The 15,729-nt window shown below is 55.8% G+C and carries 13 protein-coding genes and 1 pseudogene; all 14 read right to left on the reverse strand.

The features are described from left to right. Positions 1–5: 5 nt before the first annotated feature. The 14 genes and pseudogenes from NI20_RS0105635 to NI20_RS0105695 all read right to left on the reverse strand — a co-directional run bounded on the left by NI20_RS0105635 (position 6) and on the right by NI20_RS0105695 (position 15,726). Positions 6–869, reverse strand: coding sequence for a CbrC family protein (locus NI20_RS0105635; protein WP_033120466.1), 864 nt, complete (start codon positions 867–869; stop codon positions 6–8). 15 nt (positions 870–884) lie between these two features. Beyond that, a complete protein-coding gene (locus tag NI20_RS0105640; protein ID WP_081958387.1) occupies positions 885–7,067 on the reverse strand; it encodes a DUF2185 domain-containing protein in 6,183 nt (2,060 codons plus the stop codon). 15 nt (positions 7,068–7,082) lie between these two features. Next, positions 7,083–7,433: a DUF6547 family protein gene (locus NI20_RS0105645; RefSeq protein WP_033120467.1), complete on the reverse strand. Its 351-nt coding sequence runs from the start codon at positions 7,431–7,433 to the stop codon at positions 7,083–7,085. Between the two features lie 25 nt (positions 7,434–7,458). After that, entirely contained in the window at positions 7,459–8,307 is an 849-nt protein-coding gene (locus NI20_RS0105650) for a hypothetical protein (protein WP_033120468.1), read from the reverse strand. A 127-nt stretch (positions 8,308–8,434) separates the two neighbouring features. Next, complete coding sequence (locus NI20_RS0105655; RefSeq protein ID WP_033120469.1) at positions 8,435–9,004, reverse strand: RNA 2'-phosphotransferase; 570 nt, start codon at positions 9,002–9,004, stop codon at positions 8,435–8,437. A gap of 17 nt (positions 9,005–9,021) precedes the next feature. Further along, positions 9,022–9,570: a hypothetical protein gene (locus tag NI20_RS0105660; RefSeq protein ID WP_033120470.1), complete on the reverse strand. Its 549-nt coding sequence runs from the start codon at positions 9,568–9,570 to the stop codon at positions 9,022–9,024. A gap of 17 nt (positions 9,571–9,587) precedes the next feature. Further along, positions 9,588–10,556 (reverse strand): hypothetical protein, encoded by a 969-nt coding sequence (locus tag NI20_RS0105665; protein ID WP_369699402.1) that lies wholly within the window; start codon positions 10,554–10,556, stop codon positions 9,588–9,590. Between the two features lie 672 nt (positions 10,557–11,228). Beyond that, positions 11,229–11,918, reverse strand: coding sequence for a hypothetical protein (locus tag NI20_RS0105670; RefSeq protein ID WP_033120472.1), 690 nt, complete (start codon positions 11,916–11,918; stop codon positions 11,229–11,231). A 16-nt stretch (positions 11,919–11,934) separates the two neighbouring features. Then, positions 11,935–12,249, reverse strand: a complete 315-nt coding sequence (locus NI20_RS15645) for a hypothetical protein (RefSeq protein WP_242842936.1) — start codon at positions 12,247–12,249, stop codon at positions 11,935–11,937. Next, positions 12,241–12,672 (reverse strand): annotated as a pseudogene (locus NI20_RS15650) (Imm51 family immunity protein); the annotation flags it as partial. The pseudogene NI20_RS15650 and the gene NI20_RS15645, both read right to left, overlap by 9 nt. Then, the gene (locus NI20_RS0105680; protein WP_242842935.1) at positions 12,672–13,130 is read right to left on the reverse strand and encodes a C-GCAxxG-C-C family (seleno)protein; all 459 of its coding nucleotides are present in this window, start codon (positions 13,128–13,130) and stop codon (positions 12,672–12,674) included. The pseudogene NI20_RS15650 and the gene NI20_RS0105680, both read right to left, overlap by 1 nt. Continuing rightward, complete coding sequence (locus NI20_RS0105685) at positions 13,118–13,987, reverse strand: NADAR family protein (protein WP_033120474.1); 870 nt, start codon at positions 13,985–13,987, stop codon at positions 13,118–13,120. The genes NI20_RS0105680 and NI20_RS0105685 overlap by 13 nt, the downstream gene beginning before the upstream one ends. A gap of 14 nt (positions 13,988–14,001) precedes the next feature. Then, entirely contained in the window at positions 14,002–14,238 is a 237-nt protein-coding gene (locus NI20_RS0105690) for a hypothetical protein (protein WP_197055360.1), read from the reverse strand. A 12-nt stretch (positions 14,239–14,250) separates the two neighbouring features. After that, the gene (locus NI20_RS0105695) at positions 14,251–15,726 is read right to left on the reverse strand and encodes a hypothetical protein (RefSeq protein WP_033120476.1); all 1,476 of its coding nucleotides are present in this window, start codon (positions 15,724–15,726) and stop codon (positions 14,251–14,253) included. Positions 15,727–15,729 lie beyond the last annotated feature (3 nt).

The following is a 15,729-nucleotide window of genomic DNA, read 5'->3' on the forward strand; positions in this document are numbered from 1 at the left end:
ACTCCTCAATCAAAATCCATCCAAACCAGGTGCTTCCCGCAGTGGAGGCACTGGAACAGATAGCATTGCAAATGCCCGCCATTGACGGATTCCTGAATCATTTCCCTCTGCTCATCGTCCCACATGGGATCGTCCAGCACATCCTCCAGCACACCCAGCGCCCGCAGTTCTCTGGCACCCACATGGCCCAGATAGGCGCAGTAGTCGCCGCAGTGGGCGCGCCAGTATTCCTGCTGCCAACCGGAGTAGCCGGGAGTTCGGTGGATGAGCTCGTCCAACTGGGCTGGATTCTCCACGCCATCGTCCACGGAGCAATCGTCCTGGAAGCTGCCGTCATATTTCCGGGCCGCCTCGCCGCTGGAGATACACTCCGGGCACAGACACTCAATATCCTCCACAGCGTAAAAGGGGCCTGTATAGAAAATATGGGTCGTCTTGCCGCAGCAGTCGCAGGCAACGCCATCCGCGGACTCCTCAAAAGCGCCGGTTTCCAGCGGATTGGGGTGATACCGGAAGGTGGGCAGGCCCAGCTGAGCCTGCCGCTCCTTCTCTTTCTGCTTTTCCTGCGGCGTTTTGGGCTTGGGGAGAGCATAATGATTGCCCCAGTTTTCCGCATATTCCTTCAGCGTGCCCAGCCGCTTGAGTGTCTTTTTATCGGAACGATTTCCGATTTGGCAGAGCAGTTCGTAGGCATCCTTCTTGAAGTCCAGCAGATCATACACATCCACCAGCACTTCCTTGGCCTGTTTGTCTTCCGATAGCTCCAGTTTCTCCTTGAAGGTATAGAGAGCGCGGACACTGTCTGGATTTCCTTTTGTCTCCCGAAACTGCTTTTGGAGTTCAATATATTGCTTCAGGTATTCGTTCATGGTCACAATCTCCCATCAATCCCACCAGAAGTACCAGACGGTGGACTGCCACAGTGCATCTGCCAAGGAGCCAATGCTTCCATCCTCATTCTGATCCAGATCCGGGCAGAAGCCATACAGTTCTACCGCCACATCCATGGCCTTCTCCTTGGGGACGGGGGCCGGAAGCAGGAACTCCAGCTCATCGTGGCTCATGGCGGCAGGAACTGCGCCGTACTGCTCGAACCAGTATTTGGCCGCAGCCATCAGGTCCGGTGTGTCGGGGCAGTCGTTCCAGTTTCCAAAGGGCAGGTAGGCGAAGATCTCCCAGGGATTCTTCACCGGGATCTCGGCCAGGATAAGCGGATAGGTCATCTCCGTATCATCATCCCAGTAGCTGGAGAAGCGGTCGTTTGGTTCTCCGCCTTCCATCTCGCCCAGGATTTCCTCATCCCAGTCCATATCGTCATCCTCGGCTTCTTCCTTGCGCTGGCCGATCAGTGCCTCCAGGACCGCCTTGCTGTCCTTGACAGGTGCAGACAGTATCTTCTTCCGGTAGTCGGCTACCTTGTCCGGGTCGAAAGCATAGTCGTCCTCACCATCACTGTCCGGGTCGGAATTCATAATGAGGCACTCCCACAGGGTTTCGTCATCCGCCTTGATGAGCACTGGCACAAAGCCTTCTTTGACACTTTCCCGTTTGGCATAGCTGTATGCCGACATGATGGGATCATCGTCCTTCATGGAGGGGAAATAGGTGCATTCACAGTCCAGATACTCCATCAACGCCTCAGCCAGTTCGGAGGGTTCCAGCGTGTCCTCGTCGAAGTCCTGTCCCTGCCAGTTGGTGAAGCGTTCCTCGATCACCTTTGCCATGGCCTGGTAGTAGTCCTCGTCAAAGGGGATGAACAGCGGGGCCTTAAACTGGAACTCATCGGAGTAATACTTTTCTGGGCCGAGATATTCCAAGGCATAGTTTTCAATGTCACGAGGGAAATTGGGACTGTCAGGTTCGCCATAGTAGTAAGAAGTAAATGCTCGCCCAATCTTATTGAACATCGGAACCATAATCTGCCCGTTCAGTTTGTCCCGAATAAACGCCCGCAGATCCACGCTGGCAGGGTCGGCTTTGACCTGTTTGGCCACTTCGCCGTATTCGTTCAGAAAGTCCTCGCCCATCAGATCATGCTCTATGCACCAGCGCAGGTAAATGGCAAAGAGGTTATAAGCATTTATGGGGTCAACGGGCAGCCCCTTCTCCTCAATACTCTCGATATGATAGGAGGCATCGTCCATCTCACCGTCAAAATCATCATTGGAAAGGGTGCCACGAGTGATGGCATCCTGACGGTCAGGCTCCACCACAAAGCTGATGCCGTTCATTTTGTCCAGCAGGGCATCCGCGTCATGGGCCAGCTTATATTCCAATTCATCCCGGTAGAGAGGGATCACCTGATAGAAGTTGACCTCCTCGCCACTCGGCAGGATGCAGACCTCGCTGCCATCTTCGGTGTCCTGGGGACCGGTCAGAATGGCGGCGCACAGCTTTGTGCCTTTTGCGAAGTCCTCCTCATTGTCCATGGTATGGCCGAAGCCCAGCCAGGTATCGCTGGCAATGGGAAGGCGGGCCAGGGTTTTCAGCAGGCGGATGGGCCAGTACCACCGCTCATTCTTCAAATCCTCGCGCTTCAACTTCCAGTTTCCCGGCAGTGCGATAGCAAGCTCCGCCCGCTCCAGCTTGTATTCGGCCAGTTCCTCCGGCACATTCATCCGGTGGGCACCCATGCCCATGGTTACCAGGGTGTAGTAGTCCCGATCCCCAGAGGGCGGCACAACGCAGATGTCCACATGGATGTCCGGGGAAGACAGCTCGTGGAACACATTCTCAAACTTGCCGAAATACTGCTGAATGTGAGCCTCGACGGCCTCCATCTCCTCCTCGGTGTAGACCTCGGGAACACCGTTTTGTTCATCCTCGGCCACTTCACCGTCCGGGTCATCGTCATCATCGTCAGGGTCACCGTCCGATGACGCCCAGGAAATTTTCAGGGTCATCTGATCTTCCGGCAGACCGACGCCAGGACTGCGGGTGATGGTGTGCTTATCGTCTGCCGCAAAACCGATGGTCTCCCCATCGTGCAGTTCCACATCATTCTCCAGCACATAGGACACAAGGCTGGCCAAAAAGTCCCGCAGATCGCTCGGCTTGGCATCGGTGCCCAGCACCTCCATCTCGTCTTTGCCGAACACATCCAGGCCGTAGGTGTAGCCATTCATGCCATTCTCATCCTGCCAGAGGCCGAACCAGATCCAGTTGAAGATGGGCAGCTCGTCCTCGCTCATCTGCTCGGCAAAGCCCTCATAGAACCGGGGCTCAAACACCACGCCGCTGGTGTAGATGCCGGTGGCATATTCCTGGCGACAGCAGGCGGCAACCACCTTGGTGAACAGCTTGCCCTTTTCCAGCAAATTCTCCTCTTTACCCAGCACTGCTACCATCAGGTGGGCACGGTGCTTTTTGGCTACCTTGACCGCATCCTCCCACATATAGTTGTTTTCCGCATTGCCCTCGGCCTCGCCTCCGGGGATGGGATAGTTATTCAGGCTGACGGCGGCGAGCATATCGCCTACTTCAAACACCAGCGCGTCATCGTCCTTCTCCTCGCTGGCGTCATATTCATCCACGGCGATGTCCCACTTTTCCTTCATATCCCGGATGAACTGCTCCTTGTCCCATTCTCCCTTGGACAGGAGGACAAAGCCGGTGAAGACGCCTGTGTGGTCGGTTTCCTCCTCGTCGGCGTCATCCTCAAGATCCTCTACATCTTCATCCGGATCATAGAGGGATTCATGCTCCAGTCCGCGGATAAATTCCTCAAAGCTGTCTGCCAGATGGGTGATTTTGTAGTCATTTTCCTGATCCACATGGACCACCGCAGGCTCTCCCTGGGGGCCGCAGGCACGGTAGTCCAGGAAGATCATATCGTGTCCGGCGCTGGGACAGTCGCAGATGGCCACGCCGATGGCAGGATACTCCCACTCATCGATCATAAACTGACTGCCCAGCTCTCCACAGAGAGAGCAGCTCTTTTCCCGTCCGATTCCGAAAATGCCGGTGATGGCCACATGGTCCTCTGCCCAACAGGTAGGCTCATCGCAGGGATAGCAGGTATTCACCGGAATGCCGCCGTTGTGCTGCTTCATCAGCCAGATATAGGCGGCAGGCAGCTTGTAGCCCAGCTCCTCCTCCACGCTGGCGATCAGCTCATCGGAAGGCGGATCACTGACATACTCTTTCAGTGCATACCAATTATCATCCCAGAAGTTGGTGAGGTCAAAGCCCTCAAAGGGGGTATCACCGGGCACGAATTTGGCCTTCTTGTTCCGGCTGCGCCGGCGTTTCCGAATCTCCGCCTTACACTCCTGAATCACCGCCGGGGCATTTTCGTCCTCCGGGTCCAGTTCTGCCCAACGCCGGGCGTAGGGGATGGCCTTTTCCTCCTGCCCATAGAGATACTGATAGCCATAGGCCATCCGCATATTCCACTCCGCCTTGTCCTGGCCCTCTTTCCGGACAGACTCCAGCACATCAATGGCTCGGCGCAGGGCCTTGTCCCCCTTGTAACGGGGCGTGCCCTCGTCATGGTCCCCGATGATGGCGTAGTTCTCCAGTGCACGGGCCAGGGCGTAGGCGGTGCGGTAGTTCCGCCAGTCCTCCGGGATGGCATTCAGTGCCTGGATGCAGCGGGTGTACTCGTCCTCGTCGTTCCACTGCTCCAGCTGAGCGAAGAATGCTTCGGCGTTCTGTTGGGTATAAGGAATATAGTCCATGCCCGTCAGCGTCTCGTCCAACTCGGGAACCTGATCCTCATCGTCCGGTTCCTCCTCGGGCGGCGTTTTCAGATTCACAGTACCTGCTTCTCGACGGAAGGTGTGGAAGCTGGCCCAGGGGATGTCGCTGTCCTCGAAGAACTCCTTGGCCATCTGGAGCGCCGTTTGGATGTCCCAGGCGATGAAGTCCACATAGCCGCAGAAGAGACCGGTGGCTCCGCCGGTGAGGGTGAGCACCTCCGGTCCGTCGCCGGTGGTAAATACTTCTTCCAGCTTGTCCCGGAAGTCGAAGATCTTCTGGGTTCCTTCCTCCTCCCGCAGGGTGTCCAGGGGATAGCAGAAGAAGCCCGCCACCGCGCCGTCGGCATGGAGTGCGTCCATAAAGTCATTGTCGGCATTCAGATAGCCATTGATGAGCGGCACACAGCAGGTGGAGCCGGCCATCACATCCAGCCGCCAGTCAGCGTCCGGGTCTTCATTGGGTTTCATTTCGTAGCCAAGATAGCTCTCCAGATAGGCTTCCGGATCGGTGGAGAGTTCCAGGCCCTGCTCCCGCAGTTTGTCGGGCAGCTGGGACAGGAGGAAGGACGGCTCTGCCTTGGGCTCCTCCAGCACATTGAAGTCATCAATGTACCACATGTGGGAGATCTCGCCCAGCACTTGGTCGGTGAGGGTGGTGAGCATCCACCAGACCCGGCCCTCCGCCTCCCGGAGCATGGGAAGCAGCTTTTCGCAGTAGGCGGAGATGGAGAAGCTGTTTTCACCCTGCTCCTCCAGCCAGATCTGCACATCATCCCCGGAGATGTCCCATCCATCCTCGGTACGCAGACCGATGTTCTGGAGGGGCTGACGGCCCACCAGGATGTTCCAGTGCTCCAGCACCTCCTTGGGGGCGTGCTTCTGGAAGTAGATCAGCTCAAACAGCTTGACCTTGTCACCCTCCGGGGTGAGGATCAACTCATGCTTTTCGCCATTGAAGCCCATCTCGAAGGAGATTTCGTCAAACGCCTGGTTCAAAGCCCCTTCCATTTGGGCTACGAGTTCGGCGCCGCGGGTGTGATCCTTGTCCTCGTCCATCATCTGGCGCAATTCTGCTTCCATCTCGGCAAAGGTTTCCCACCAGTCCTCCGTCCGCTCCCGGAAGCACTCCGAGAATTGCGGCAGAGAAATGCCCCTCTTGCACCCGTCGATCAGCTGCATGGTGTCCTCGTCGTCGGGGCGGGCCTCCAATGCCTTTTCAAAGTAACGAAGAGCCCTGTCCTCCTGATCCAGATAGTAATAGGAATAGCCCATGCGAAAGTTCCAGTAGTAGTCTCCCTCAAAGTATTCCTCATGAGGTTTCAAGAGAGCGATGGCCTTTTTGAGCATAGCTCGGCCTTCCGGCGTTCTGTGATCTGCCTCGTTGTTGTACGCCCTTGCAAGCTGGCTGTCCATTTCCGGAGTGCGCTCCTCAATACTCTCCAGTGCTTCAATGATCTTGTGATGCTCGTTGTTCTCATGCCACTTCTGGCACTGCTTCAAAATATCCATATCCGGGTCCTCCTCGTCCTCATCCGGTTTCCAGTCTTTGATCTGCTGGAACACGCCATTTTCATCCCGCTCAAAGGCGCAGGGGGCGGGGGTGTTCAGCAGAGGGATGATGTCGGGATCGTCGTTGCAGATTGTGTTCAGCTTGTAGATCCCGGCATTGTTGGGGTCGTCCATGTACTCGTCGCTCTCATCGCCGGCGGTGAAGCGCCAGCCGCTGTCCCAGCCGCTGTCCGGCTCCTCCCGGTAGCAGTAGCCGACCTTGCAGCCCTCCACCGTGATGCGGTTGGTGGCAATGCAGCCATCGGCACCCTTCCAGTCAGGGAGCAGAGCTTTTACATCCTCCGCCTTCACATGGTAGTCCCGGTTGCGGCCGGCGGCCTCGTACAGCTCCTTCCGCAGTGCCGCCACATCCCGAGCCATCTCCTGGATCTCCTCGTTGTCCATCATCTCGCTGAGGTCATATTCCATCGGGTTCTGGGCAAAATCCGCCAAGGCCTTGTTCATGGCGTCGTGCTCCTCTGGCGTGGCGGTGATGCGGATGCGGCGGGAGGGGGTGTTGTACTCGTCCAGATCGTGGAGGTTCACACTGCCGCTGACGCTGCACTCCAGTAGGATGGCGGCCAGATCGGTGACCACATCAATGGCGAAGTGAAAGTCCATCTCCACGCCATCCGAGTGGGTAAATTCCAGATACTCCACTGTCTGGCGGAAGTCCCCGTTTTGCTTGTCCAGCCCGATCTTGGCGAAAATTTCGCTGAGTGGGATTTCCTCTTTCCTCTGGTCCTCCAAAAAGGCCACAAGGTTCAGACTGTCATCGGAACCTCCAATAAACTTACCCCAGTATTTGTTGATATACATTCGTCATGCCTCCTTTTATTCCGGCCACTCATCACCGTCACAACGGCAGATGAAGTCATAGTGCAGACTCTCAAAATAGTCGTTGGGATAGGATTCACCGTCCTGATGAAGCTCCAGCCCCTCCAGATCCATCATCTCATTGATATATGCAAGGGTATCGTGAATACCCGCAATATGTTCGTCCTGAAGCATCTCAGCCAGCACACCTTTCTGCTCCGGTGTCAGTGCGGCGAGAAATTCATTTTTCGCCTTGTTGTCCTCTGTCTTGGGGAAACCATCACCCTTGACCCACAGGGCTGTCATGCTGTCTTTCCGCTCCACAAGGCCGTCAATAAATGCTTGATACAGTTCCAGCTCCTTGCTCATAGCAGATCCTCCATTCCCAAGCAATTTACTTTCGGATCAAACTCCCGTCATCAATGAAGGCAGCTTCCCGGATGCGCCGGAGGGATTCCGGTTCCAGCAAAAACTCCCGCAGGTTCGGGTCCTCAAAGAAGGACATGGGGCGCACCTGCGTCGGCCCGGCAACCGCCCACAGCCGCGATGTTGCCAACCGCTCCGCTGTCTGGAGCGCCTTCTCCCGTTCGCCTAAATAGAGATAGCGGGCGATTGCGTCCCGATAGGAGGAGTCAGCCATGGGCACGCCTTGAATCTCCTCAAAGAGATCTACGGCATCCCTGGCGGTTCCGAACATACAGCAGTGGTTATAGAGCTTCCGCCTGGCATCGGGATCGTCTGGCGAGAGCTTCTTATTCTGTTCCACCAGCTTTGCCCAGAGCTGCTCCTTTGTCTGCGGTTCCTCTGGTTCATGGTAGGGGTAGTTCTTGTCGTTGTCCGCAAAGGGCATAAGGCCCCGTTTGAGGTAGTCCATCAGGATGTCACAGAACCGATCCCGCTGGGGGAGGCCGTTCTCAGCCCGGATGTGCGTCTGTTCCTTCGTCAGCGCCTCAATCAGCTCCTGCTCCCGGTGGAGCTGGATGGCGGCCACTGTCATGGCGATCATGTGTTCATCGCTCACATTGCTGTAATACCACTCCTCCAGCCAGGGAAGGATGGTCAGATCCAAAGCCAGCGCCTTTTCATAGTCCAGGTTGAAATAGGCGACCTCCGCCTTGACCGCCGCTACCTGATGGGGGTATTGATCGGCAAAGGATTCCAGCGTGTCCAAGGCTCCTTCTTTGCCATCCATGATCTCATAGCAGACCATGCGGACTTTCTTGGGGAGTTTCACGACATCCATGTTGACGCCTCCTTCAGTCTTTTTTCTGTAAATAGTAGGTTCCACACCGGCCCCACAGCCGGGTGTCCAGGCTTTCCTTCTCCCTCCGGCTACAAATTACTTTCTACAACCATAACGGTGGGATAGGTCAATGTTGTTTCAATCCACCCTCCAAGCGTTTCAGGTAGGTTGCAGGAACCGCCTTTGTCAGCCAGACTCCATTGGCGGACAAATAAAAGAGATATCCGTCCCGGTGCATCTGTCCGGCATCCACCAGATAGATCACAGGTTCTCCATGCCGGCGCCCAACTTTCTCCGCTGTTTCCTGATCCGGTGAAAGATGAACATACAGGCGGCTCTGGGGGAGCAGTCCCTGGGCCTCGATGGAGGCGGCAAACCGCTGGGCCGTCCCGTGGTACAGCGTCTCCGGTGGTTCAGTCACGGGGAGTTCCACATCCACCTGAATGGAGTGGCCCTGGTTGGCCCGGATTTTTGTCCCGTCCTCGCTGAAGGAATACCGCTGTTTTTCATCACTCCGCACGATTTCCTCCAGAATGTCCCGGTTGATGGGGTATTTTCTGCTGATACCCGCCAGCAGCGCATTGACATCCGCCCAGCCGTGGGTATCCAACTTGATCCCAATAACCTCCGGCTTGTGCCGAAGAATCAAGCTGATATACTTGCTGATCCTTGTGAGATCGGGTGTTGTTTCTTTCATAAGTTACCTCTTGAAAATTATCTTTTATGCCATCGTTCCAACATATTGATTTCTTGAAATGGATGCCACAGCAATTCTGCCATTTGTATCGATTCCTGCTGCTCTGACTCCTCAGAAGGATTAGAGCAAGGCGTTAAGTGCAGTACCAATTCTATCTCGGTTTGATTTTGGATGGCAATTTGATGACCATGTGTATCCATTGTCAACACCGTGAATTGCCGCTCATACAAATCCAGGAGAAGCAGAGGACACTCCACTCGATTTTGGCCGGATAAGTACACCTGTGACTTCAAACACACATACCGGCCATTTGCAGAAAACACAGGGGTTTGAGGAGGGAAATGGGCTTTGTACGCGTTCAGTAGCAGGAGGGGATGTTCTCGGCTTTCGAAAACAGCCAGACAGCCTACCTCGTTGCACATACTAACTTCTGCAATGGAATAGATCAAGATGGCATATTTATCAGACGGAGACTGGGTGAGTTGATCATAAACATAGGGAAAACGCTCCCTAATCCTCCAATGAGGCAGGCTTTCAAAGAGATAATTCCAGCCGTTGATGTCCATTGTTTCCCTCTATTCTCTCAAGTCATCTCTACCCGGATAATGGGCCGGTAGAAGTCATAGTCGCCGTTCAGTTCCTTGTCCTCCTGCACTTCCGGCTTGCAGTGGGGCGAACAGGGCAAGAAACCGAGGAAAATTCCAAGTCCGCCGCAGATGCTGCGCCCGCCATCACCGCCGCAGCTGGTAAACTGCTCGGCCTTCACAACCTCCCGCATATATGGGTCATAGGCGATGGACACTCCGAAGAAGTTAGGCTCCTCCATATCGAAGGGCTTGTCCTTATCCTCCGGGCTTTCGAAGTGGTGCAGGTGCATGGAGTAGTCCATTCCATCTCCCCAGGGGAACAGGGTGCGGCACCCGCCGCCGCACAGATAGGCCCACTCGTCTGCCGTAGGCAGTGAGAGCCCCTGCTTTTCCAGCCCGGCAAGGAGTTCATCGTAATCAGTGCGGTTATAGATACAGATCTGAAAGCCCTTTTCCGTCCGCTCAATGCGGGCTGACTGGTGCATAGTAAGGCTGTCAAGGTCACTCCAAGCAAAATCCCGGAACTTCTTCAGCCAGTCAGGGTGGGCGGTCAATCTGGGATCGTCCATTGTGACCGGCTCCCAGCAGAGTTCCTCCAGCTCCCGGCCCACCAGCATAGGGCCAATAGCTGCCTGCCGAACGGGAGCCATGCTCTCCCGGATCATCTCCTCTGGGTCTTGTTCCATCTCCCATTCCTGGAACAGATCGTCCAGTTCCTCCCGGCTATCCTGATCCAGCCCTACGGCAAAGCGGTCCCAGCCCAGGGTGACGGTATCGCCGGGGACAAAGACGAACTCCCGGCCATCTTTCTCAAACACGCCGGTGGTGCAGCTCTGGCCCCAGCGGTCAAAGGTATGTAGACCGAGAAAGGTCATCGTATAACGAGCAGCCAGACTTTCCATCAGCGCCTGCTTCTCGGTGGTTTCCATTTGATTGAATTGGGTGCGAAATAGTCTTTCGTTCATAGCAAGTCCTCCTTCAATCCTTTCTGCGTGTTCCAGCAGATAGCGCCGGCCATCCTGCTTGGCCTGCTCCAAGTATTGTGGAAGCAGGCCGGAATGGATGGCGTCCAGCGAGACCAGAACAGCGATCCGCTGGTATTCCTGTAATTCGAGGGAATAACAGTTCCGCTCCCAGAACAGCGGAGCGAACTGTTCCACACAGTCAGGACGCAGAGCGGGCATCGCCAAAAGCGCTCGACGGCTCACATATTCATTGGGGTCCTTTGCGAAGTCCAGGATCATGTCTTTGACTTCCTGGCTGCATGGACATTCTGGCAGATACGCGGCAAACTGCCACTTGGCCTCACTCTCATTGGAGGCCGCGGCCCTGCGGCAGAGGCGCTCGAACCATTGGGGATGGGAAGTGGTCTCCTGTATAAACCCCTCCGCTTCGTTATCCCTGGCGATCAGATAGACCATCTCATCCAGTAGGACGCTGTCTGCCGTTTCTGCATCCATTTGGGTCAACACATGGCCAAAGGCACTGTAAATGTCATTCCAGTATGGATAATCAACTTCCCACTCACCACCGATCTCCTCGGCGGTTTTGTCTGGATAAGTGGCTTCCTGCCATTGATGGAACTTGATTGCCTGCTCCAGCAGGCGTTCACGAATGCCCTTTGCCATGTGCTCACCTCACAATTTTCCGAAATGGTCCAGATATAAATCCCGCACAGAATAAGGGCCTACAAGGTTCGTTTCCTGTCGGCCATCCCAGGAATACACATGAATTTTGCCCTCGTCCCCAATGTACTGCTGCTCCTCAAAGGATGCGGGGAAGGGGAAGCTATCTACTATGCTCCAGTCGATCTTGGGTTTCAGCCCATCAAACTCCTCGCGCTTGAGCCTTTTGAAGTTAAACACCAGTGCTGCCCCAATCCCATCGAACAGCAAGTCTGCGTATTCTCTGGGGGTGATGCTCTCGCTCACATTGGCGGCATCAACATTCACATCCAGAACCTTGTTACCGCAGTTTGTCCAGATTTTATCGGGAGAGAACCAGGTAGCGCGTTCCTCGGCGTCTGCAAAATCCTCGCGGGGATACCATCCGTTTGCGCTGTCCGGCTTGACGCCTTCCCGAAGCGGCCCGTTGTACGGGGAAAGCGGATAATATCGGTGACGCACCGGATCAAATCGGTGAAACGAAATTTTCAGCAGATATTTGTGCTTTTCGCTGCGCATGAGCTTATGGGGCTTCACGATATGTTCTTCGATCAAGCTCCAAATGTATTCATCCACACGGATGGATACACGGGGGCGGCCGAATAGTGTGATTTTGTTGGTGTCTGTATCCACATTGAGCCAGACGCGATTGATTTCAACCATTGTCATTCCTCGCTTTTCAAAACGCTCCGCTATAAAATCGGCTTTCCCAGATGGCCTCAAATTCCGCCTGCTCTATGATGCAGGCGTGGAATTCCTCGCCCCAGACATGGGCGTTCAATTCCTCCACGGTGGGGATCGGCGTGATCTCGATGACACCGTCGTAAAGGTCAGGGATGTTGTGGGTGCGGCCATCTGCAAAAATGTCGATGGAGCGATGGGCCAGCCGCTCATTTTCGGTATCCACTTCATAGAGGATGACCGATGGTTCACCCTCCGGTGCGTCCTCCCAAAAGAGCTTGATGTATTCGATCTTGCCAAGATAAGTCCGCATCGTTTTTTCATCGGTACAGGCCGCCCGGATCATTTTGGCCAGCATCATCAAATCGTCGATGTATTGGGAGTACACGCAGAACACATCTTCGTCGGAGTCAAAGTGAAACAGATTCTGACCACTATTGTTTTCCTCAAACTCCCGGATCACGCCCTGGACCAGTCGCTCCCAGTCTCCGCTGCTTCCAGTCAGTCCCAGCCGACGGAATTCTTCCGTCCGGAATCCATCGTTGATTTTCAGCAGAAGGGAGATGGCATAGGGGTGGTGGGGAATGAGAAAGAATGGCGCGATCTGCTCCGGCTTCACCCAGATTTTGAAGGGCGGACGCGGATCGGGTATCCAGGGCAGCATCTCCCACTGGTCGTCCGGTCTGTTTCCGTATTGGGAAAAGTCTTTCATGTAATCCCTCGCTTCCCGGCACATCAGCAGCCCAGTTGTCCTCCGTTTACCGGGCGGAAGATCCTTCGGCCCGCCAGCAGTTCCTCCAGCTTTTTGGCCAGCGCCTCCACAATGGCGTGGCAGGAATTCTCAACCCCCACGATCTCCAGCCTTTGCAGCTCGACACAGTGGAGCGTTCCATAGAAGCCCAGCATAAACTCCGTCAATTCAGCAATCATCTGGTAGCCTTCCATGTTGCTCACATCCGTCTGACCCTCTTTTGCGGTCATCAGCCCAATGATCCCCACCGCCACGGTGAAAGCGCCGCAGCAGGAGTGCTCGGTCTGCATCCCAAGGCCCATGACGGAGAACATCTTCCGGGTCTCCTCGGACAAATTCAGGTGGTAATATTCATTGCAGGCCAGGAACATCGCCTCGGCGCAGGTCAGTTCCGTACCGATGTGGTAGTGGTTGACCAGTTCATAGAGTTTCATTGTTGCCATACCATACTCCAATCGCAAAGCATTTCATTCTGTGTCACTCTGCGCAGCTCGTCCCGCACCTCCATCAGCGCAAAGCCCAGCAGGTTTTGTCCCCGCCACTTCATGGGGTCCTGGGCCTCCGGCGAACTGGCCGCGAGGCGGATGCCCCAGATGGCATCGTAGGGGCTGGCCTCCACCAGCACGCTGTCCCCGGTGGAAAGGAGAAACTCCCGCAGTTCGCGGTTCTGGCTGAATTTGTGCCAGTTGCCAAGCAGCACAATGGCGTACTTGAACTTGTCCCATACCTTCTGCTCAAAGCCCCGCACCTTGCGGCCCAGGGCCTTGATCTGCTTTTGGTCGCTGCATTTCAAAATCTGGTCCCGGATCTCTTTGTCGCCGAACAGCTCGGCCTTAGCAGCCATCATATACTGCTCCATGCAGAGGTAGGAGTCAGCCGTCGTATAGAAGTCCTCCATCCACCACTGGCTGAGGCAGCTTTTTGTCAGCTGGCCGTCCTCGGATAGCTGATGGCCCCAGAACAGGCACAGCTCCCGCTTCCGCCCGGCGGCAAACTCCTGCTGGAGCCACTGCCGGGTGTACTTGGGCTGGCCCTCCGGCTGCCACGCATCCACCAAGAAGTCACCATGCTCCAGTACCTCGCTGCTGTCCTCGTCATCCCACCAGCCCTTCCAGGTCACAGGCTCGGGAAAGAGGGTGCGGTATTCCGTCCGCTCCTCCGGGGAGAGGGTGTCCAGCCAATCGCCAAATCGGTCTATGTAATCCTCCCCATAGCCCATGCGCCAGCCAATGGAGTATCGCTCGATCTCCCGGTGGGCCAGCCAAGGGGGAGGCATTATTTTCTTATCTTGTAGTGCCATAGGGTTTGTCCTTTCTACCGTAATTCTTCTTTCACATCCAGCGGAGCGCCGTCCAGGGATGTGATCTGTGCCAGCTCTGCTTCCGTCAGATTTTTCAGGAAAATGCAGTATTCGTCCGGGTGGCCTCCCACAAATTCCATTTTAGGCATCCCGATCTGCTCCGGGTCGGTGATCCACAGGCAAGGCTCTCCCGTCGCCCAAAAGCGCGTCAAGGTAAGAATTTGGCCATTGTAAATTACTGTCTGGTCCATCCTCACCCCTCCTCAAAAATCTCTTAGTTCCTCAAACTTCTCAATCAGGGCATCTTTCTGGAGCGCATCGCCCGGCAGGGCATCCAGAATACCCCGCAGGGCCATGTAGATTTCATCCCGTTCCTCGGTTTCGATAAAGCCCATCTTGTTGAAGGTCTGAGTGTAGGCTGCCACCGCCTCCAGTGCCTGGGCGTCCTCGCCCGGCTCAGCGGCCAGCTTCATCAGCTGGGAACGGGTCTTTCGGTATTGATTGGCTGCCTTTTTCGCAGCAGAAGCAGGGATATGCTCCGCACCGTCCCAGCCCCGGAAGGGATTGTCCAGATTTTGCGCCAGCCACTCCGGTTTCCGGGGTTTGGTGATCCACAGGTCCATTCCCGGCTTGCTTTTCCAGAGCTGCTTTGCCGCTTTTGCCGCCGTCTCCGGCAGGCTGGTCATCCAGAACCAGCGAAGCTCCGGCATCTGCTCTGGGGTGGGGATGTCAGCTGCGCCGAAGCCAAAAAGGTCGAAGGTGGAGAAGTCCGTCAATTCCCGAAACTGGGCCACGGCGGAGAAATTTTGCAGATTCCCCGGTGCGCCCCAGAGTCTCAGCTTCTTCAGGTGGGGATGGGCAGCGGCCAATCCGGTCAGATCAAAGTCCTTCAGCTGGATGCCACGCAGTCCCAATAGGTTCGGCAGTTCCAGGTGGGGGCGGCATTCCCCGATAAATTGGAGGGTCAAACCGCTGCCATCTTCGGAGGCATGGATAGTACAGGCGTCCGGCCCCTCGTTCTGAAACAGGAGCTGCTCCGTATCCTCACCCAGCCACAGTTCCTCCAGGCCGGTCATATCCAACATCAGCTTTCTGATGCTGGTGCCCCGCAGATCAAGTGTCCTCTGGCTGTGGTTCAGCAGGGTCAGTTCACGGATGAAGGGATTGCCCCGCAAAAACTCCAGCAGATCCGGGTGCCATTGCTCACAGATGAGTTCGGAGAGGCAGGGCAGAGCCTTTAGTTCCAGCGCCGAATCAAATGGTGCGTACTGGTCCATCACCCGATGGCTGCTGACCTTCAGCGGGATGCCGCCGATCTCCGTTTGCTCGTCGCTCTCCATGGCCTCCTTGAAGGCCCGCCGCCGCTTTTCCGGGATGGCCCGCCATTTCATCTGTAAATATACCTCATGTCCGTCATTCCAGCCACCATAGGAGTAGCAAGGCTCGTCGGTGAAGGGCGGCAGGGTGCCCACCAGCATGTACTGGGGCGGGACCTCCATCGGCACCCGCAGCAGATGAAGGTCACGGGACCAGTACATGAAGTCCTTGTAGAGCGGGCGGAGATGGGGCAGTTCCTCCGCAGTCAGAGGGGCGTCGCCCACCCAATCCAGAGAGAGGACTACCGCCCAGGGTTCCTTGCTCACTGTGTCCGGCGGCGCGATATAGGCCACCTGGCAGGCGGTGTAGCGTTTCAGATATTGGTTGTAGACGGTATAGACCTCTCCGGCATTGGCTTTCATGGG

Origin of the sequence: Oscillibacter sp. ER4, assembly GCF_000765235.1 — a bacterium.
Taxonomy (GTDB): Bacteria; Bacillota; Clostridia; order Oscillospirales; family Oscillospiraceae; genus Hominicoprocola; species Hominicoprocola fusiformis.

Excerpts from the sequence above, each read along its gene's own strand:
- NI20_RS0105660 (WP_033120470.1), bottom strand. The coding sequence starts at position 9,570 with ATGGACATCAACGGCTGGAATTATCTCTTTGAAAGCCTGCCTCATTGG.
- NI20_RS0105685 (WP_033120474.1), bottom strand. The coding sequence starts at position 13,987 with ATGGCACTACAAGATAAGAAAATAATGCCTCCCCCTTGGCTGGCCCAC.
- NI20_RS0105665 (WP_369699402.1), bottom strand. The coding sequence starts at position 10,556 with ATGAACGAAAGACTATTTCGCACCCAATTCAATCAAATGGAAACCACC.
- NI20_RS0105635 (WP_033120466.1), bottom strand. The coding sequence starts at position 869 with ATGAACGAATACCTGAAGCAATATATTGAACTCCAAAAGCAGTTTCGG.
- NI20_RS0105655 (WP_033120469.1), bottom strand. The coding sequence starts at position 9,004 with ATGAAAGAAACAACACCCGATCTCACAAGGATCAGCAAGTATATCAGC.
- NI20_RS0105690 (WP_197055360.1), bottom strand. The coding sequence starts at position 14,238 with ATGGACCAGACAGTAATTTACAATGGCCAAATTCTTACCTTGACGCGC.
- NI20_RS15645 (WP_242842936.1), bottom strand. The coding sequence starts at position 12,249 with ATGCGGACTTATCTTGGCAAGATCGAATACATCAAGCTCTTTTGGGAG.
- NI20_RS0105680 (WP_242842935.1), bottom strand. The coding sequence starts at position 13,130 with ATGGCAACAATGAAACTCTATGAACTGGTCAACCACTACCACATCGGT.
- NI20_RS0105670 (WP_033120472.1), bottom strand. The coding sequence starts at position 11,918 with ATGGTTGAAATCAATCGCGTCTGGCTCAATGTGGATACAGACACCAAC.
- NI20_RS0105650 (WP_033120468.1), bottom strand. The coding sequence starts at position 8,307 with ATGGATGTCGTGAAACTCCCCAAGAAAGTCCGCATGGTCTGCTATGAG.
- NI20_RS0105645 (WP_033120467.1), bottom strand. The coding sequence starts at position 7,433 with ATGAGCAAGGAGCTGGAACTGTATCAAGCATTTATTGACGGCCTTGTG.
- NI20_RS0105695 (WP_033120476.1), bottom strand. The coding sequence starts at position 15,726 with ATGAAAGCCAATGCCGGAGAGGTCTATACCGTCTACAACCAATATCTG.
- NI20_RS0105640 (WP_081958387.1), bottom strand. The coding sequence starts at position 7,067 with ATGTATATCAACAAATACTGGGGTAAGTTTATTGGAGGTTCCGATGAC.